The sequence below is a fragment of the Actinokineospora sp. genome, assembly GCF_052390155.1.
GTDB lineage: Bacteria > Actinomycetota > Actinomycetes > Mycobacteriales > Pseudonocardiaceae > Actinokineospora.
In genome coordinates this window covers 1-4,111 of record NZ_JBQTHF010000090.1, presented here as the reverse complement: position 1 = coordinate 4,111, position 4,111 = coordinate 1, and the positions used below count along the sequence as shown (strand labels likewise).

Sequence of the window (4,111 nt, the reverse complement as noted above, 5' to 3'; positions counted from 1 at the left end):
CCCGCCCACCGCACCGGAAACTCCCCAATCGCATCACCACCACCCGACAACAACTCCCAATACCCCTCCGGCGTATCCACACCCCCCGGCAAACGACACGCCATCGACACCACCGCAATCGGCTCGGCGGCATCCACCAGCCTGGTCCGCGTACGGACGGCCGCGGGTGTGGCCAGCGACATCCGGCTCAGCAGCAGCTCGGCCACGGCCGTCGGCGTGGGGTGGTCGAAGGCGAGCGTGGCGGGCAGCGCGACGTCCATCTCGGCGGCCAGCCGGCGGCGCAACTCCACCGCCGTGAGCGAGTCCAGGCCGAGTTCGCGGAACACCTGGGTGTCGCCGATACCCGGCTCGGGCGGGATGCCCAGCACGGTCGCGGCCTCGCGGCGGACAACGGCCACCAGCCGCGCCCGGCGCTCGTCGGGGACGAGGGCGGCGAGCTGGTCGCGCAGCGCGGTTGGCGCTGTCGCGGCGGCGGCACGCCTGCGGTCGGTGCGGACGAGCCCGCGCAGCAGCGGGTGCACCGGCGCGCCCTTGTCCGCCTCGCGGCGTACGGCGGCCAGGTCGAACCGGATTGGCACCAGGTGCGCCTCGGTCCGGCGCAGCGCGGCGTCCAGTGCCGCGAGGCCCTGGGCCGAAGTGAGCGGCGCGATGCCCGACCGACGCAACCGGGCAAGTTCGGCGGCGCCGAGGTGCGCGGTCATGCCGGTGCCGCCCTGTCGCCACAACCCCCAGGACAGGCTGACCGCGGGCAGGCCCGCGGCCCGCCGATGTGTGGCCAGCGCGTCGAGGAAAGCGTTCGCGGCGGTGTAGCTCGCCTGTCCGGCGCTGCCCAGGACACCCGCCGATGAGGAGAACAGCACGAACTCGCTGACCTCGCCCGCCAGTTCGTGCAGGGCGACCGCACCGCCGACCTTGGGGCCGAGCACTCCGGCGAGCCGCTGCGGGGTCTGACCGCCGATCAGCCCGTCGTCGAGCATGCCCGCCAGGTGCCACACCCCGGTCAGGTTGTCCACTGTGGACAGTAGGTCGGCGATGGCGCCGCGGTCGGCGACGTCGCAGGCCACCACCCGGACCTCGGTCGCCCCGGCCCGGCCGAGTCTGTCCACCAATTCGGCCGCGCCCGGCGCGGCCATCCCGCGCCGCGAGGTGAGCACGAGTTCGCGCACGCCACGGGCGGTGACCAGGTACTCGGCCACCATCTGGCCCAGTTCCCCGGTGCCGCCGGTGATCAGCACGGTGCCGGACGCGGCGTAGTCCTCGGGTTCCGGCGCAGGCGGCGCCTGCGCCAGCCGCGGAGCGAGGACGCGCTCCCCGCGGACGACGAGTTCGGGTTCGGCGAGGTCGAGCGCGGCGGGCAGCGCCGCGTCATCGTCCGCGCCGATGTCGACGGACCGGATGACGCGGTCGGGGTGTTCGAGGCGAGCAGAGCGCAGCAGGCCCAGGACCGCGGCCGTGGCGAGGCCGTCCACCCGATCCTCGGCGTCGACCGCGACCGCGCCCCGGGTCACCCACACCAGTTCAGTGGCGGCGAGCGCGGGATGGCTGGTGGCCAGTCGCACGAGTTCGAGCGCGTCCGCCGCGGCTCGCAACGCCGTCTGGGACAGGTCGGTGCCGGACACCGGGCCGGTCGAGTCGATCACGAGCCGCCCGGGCGGTTCGGCGGCGGCGGCGAGGTGGCCCGGGAGGTCGGTGACGCGCTCTCCCGGGACCTGGAGCTCGCCGATGACCCAGGTTGGGCCGGATGCGGGCACAGGCGCGACCGTGACCGGCGAGTACTCGACGCGGTACAGGTGGCGGGTGGTGCCCGCGGCCCGGAACCGGTCCGCCGTGACCGGCCGCAGGCCGAGCGCTCCGACCCGGGCCACTGGCGCGCCGGTGCCGTCGGCGAGCGACAGCGTGGCCGTGGTGCCGTCCGCCTCGACCCGGACGCGCAGGTCCGTGGCCCCGGTCGCGCGCAGTTCGACGTCGGCCCATTCGAACGGCAGCAGCACCTCACCCTCGCCCGAGGGCACAACGGCCGCCAGCGCGTGCAACGCGGCGTCGAGAACGGCCGGGTGCAGGCCATGCCCGTGCGTATCGGCGGCCAGGCTCACTTCGGCGTAGGCGATGCTGCCGTCCCGCCAGAGGTGCGTCAGCCCGCGGAACGCGGGTCCATAGTGGACGCCTCGGTCGGCGAGGTCCTGGTAGAACGTGTCCAGCGGAACCGGGTCAGCGCCGACGGGCGGCCAGGTGGTGAGGTCGGGAGCCGGGTGGTTCCCGGATTCGGCCAGCAGCGTGCCGCTCGCGTGCAGGGTCCACTCGCCCCCCTCGGGGGAGCTGTGGATCTCGATGCCGGTGCCGATCACGCGGACCTGGATGCCCGCGGCTTCGTCGGCGATGAGCACGAGCGGCTCAGCCAGGGTCAGCTCGGCGATCCCCGCCGCCTCGACGGCTTCGGCCGCGGCCAGTGCGAGGTCGAGCAGACCGGCGCCGGGCACGACGACAGCGCCGAACACGGCATGGTCGGCCAGCCAAGGGAAGTCGGCGAGCGAGATCCGCCCGGTGAGCACCTGGCCGGCGCCGTCGGCGAGCGGGATGGCCGCGCCCAGCCACGGGTGGTCGGCGGCCAGCAGCCCGACCGCGGCCAGGTCGGTCGCGGCCCGGGCGGGCTCGGTCCAGAACCGCTGCCGCTGGAACGGGTAAGTGGGCAGGGCGACCGCCGCCGCGGCGGGCACGGCGACCGACCAGTCGATCTCGTGGCCATGGCTGTGCAGTGTGGCCAGGTTGGTCAAGAACCGGTCGTAGCCACCGCTGTCCCTGGCCAGCGACGAGATCACGACGCCGTCCGGTCCGGCGCCGTCGGTCAGCGGCATCGACAGGATCGGGTGCGGGCTGATCTCGATGAACGTCGTGTGCCCGTCGGCGAGCAGGCGGCCGAGCGCCTGGTCGAACCGGACCGGCTCGCGCAGGTTCCGGCACCAGTACTCGCCGGTCAGCTCCGTGCCGGTGATCTTCGTGCCCAGCAGCGTGGAGTACACCGGTACGCGGGCCTCGGCAGGCGCGCCCAGCGCGGCGAAGCGCTCGGTCAGCACCGGAATCAGGGCGTCCATGTGCGCCGAGTGCGAGGCGTAGTCCACGTTGACCTTGCGGTTGTAGACGCCCTGGTCGGTCAGCAGCGCGCACAGCCGGTCCACTTCGGACGGATCGCCGCTGACCACAGTGGACCCGGCCGTGTTGACGGCGGCGACCGACACCTCGGCCCCGGACTCGGCGATCAGCGCGGAGAGCGCCTCGTGCGGGGACTCCACCAGCGCCATCGCGCCCGGCGGAGCCAGGTCGCGCACCGCTTCGCTGCGTGCCACCGCCACCAGCGCGCCCTGCTCCAGCGTCAACGCCCCCGCGACCACGGCGGCCACGATCTCGCCCTGGGAGTGGCCGACCACGGCGTCCGGGCGGACACCATGGGAGTTCCACAGCGCCGCGAGCGCCACACCCATGGTGAAGAGCGCGGGTTGGACCACGTCCGCCCGCGCGGGCCAGGTCGGATCGTCGCCGGTCAGCACGTCGGCCACCGACCAGCCAGTCAGCGACCGCAGCGCGTGGTCGCACTCGCGGACGGCATCGGCGAACACCGGCTCCTGGGCCATCAGCGCCACGCCCATGCCGACCCACTGGCTGCCCTGCCCGGGAAAGACGAACACCACCCCGCCGCGCCGACCGGCGACGGCGACCTCGCCGTCGGCCGCGAACTGGCGCAACCCGGCGACCGCCGCACTCGCCGAAGTGGCGACGACCGCGGCGCGGTGGTCGAACCGGGTCCGGTGCAGCGCCGCTGTCGAGGCCGCCCCGGGCAGCGCGTCGGGGTGCCGCTCCAGCCAGGCTGCCCACCGCCCAGCCTGCTCGCGCACCGCGGCCTCGTCCCGGCCGGAGAGCACGATCGGGTACGCCGGGCGCGCCGCGGGTGGCTCGCGGTCGGCTGCGGGCGGCTCCTCGATGATCACGTGGGCATTGGTGCCACTGAGCCCGAACGACGACACACCCGCACGCCGCGGCCGCTCCCCGGCCACCCACGACCGACCCTCCCGCAACAACTCCAACCCACTACCCACCCACTCGATGTGCGGACTGGGCT

Annotated in this window: 1 protein-coding gene; it reads right to left on the bottom strand. The window is 74.4% G+C overall.

Annotated features, from left to right (window positions below):
• The coding region (locus ACT4N7_RS26195) for an acyltransferase domain-containing protein (protein ID WP_444831521.1) at positions 1 to 4,088 on the bottom strand (4,088 nt) is incomplete at its 3' end.
• Between the last annotated feature and the right edge of the window lie 23 nt (positions 4,089 to 4,111).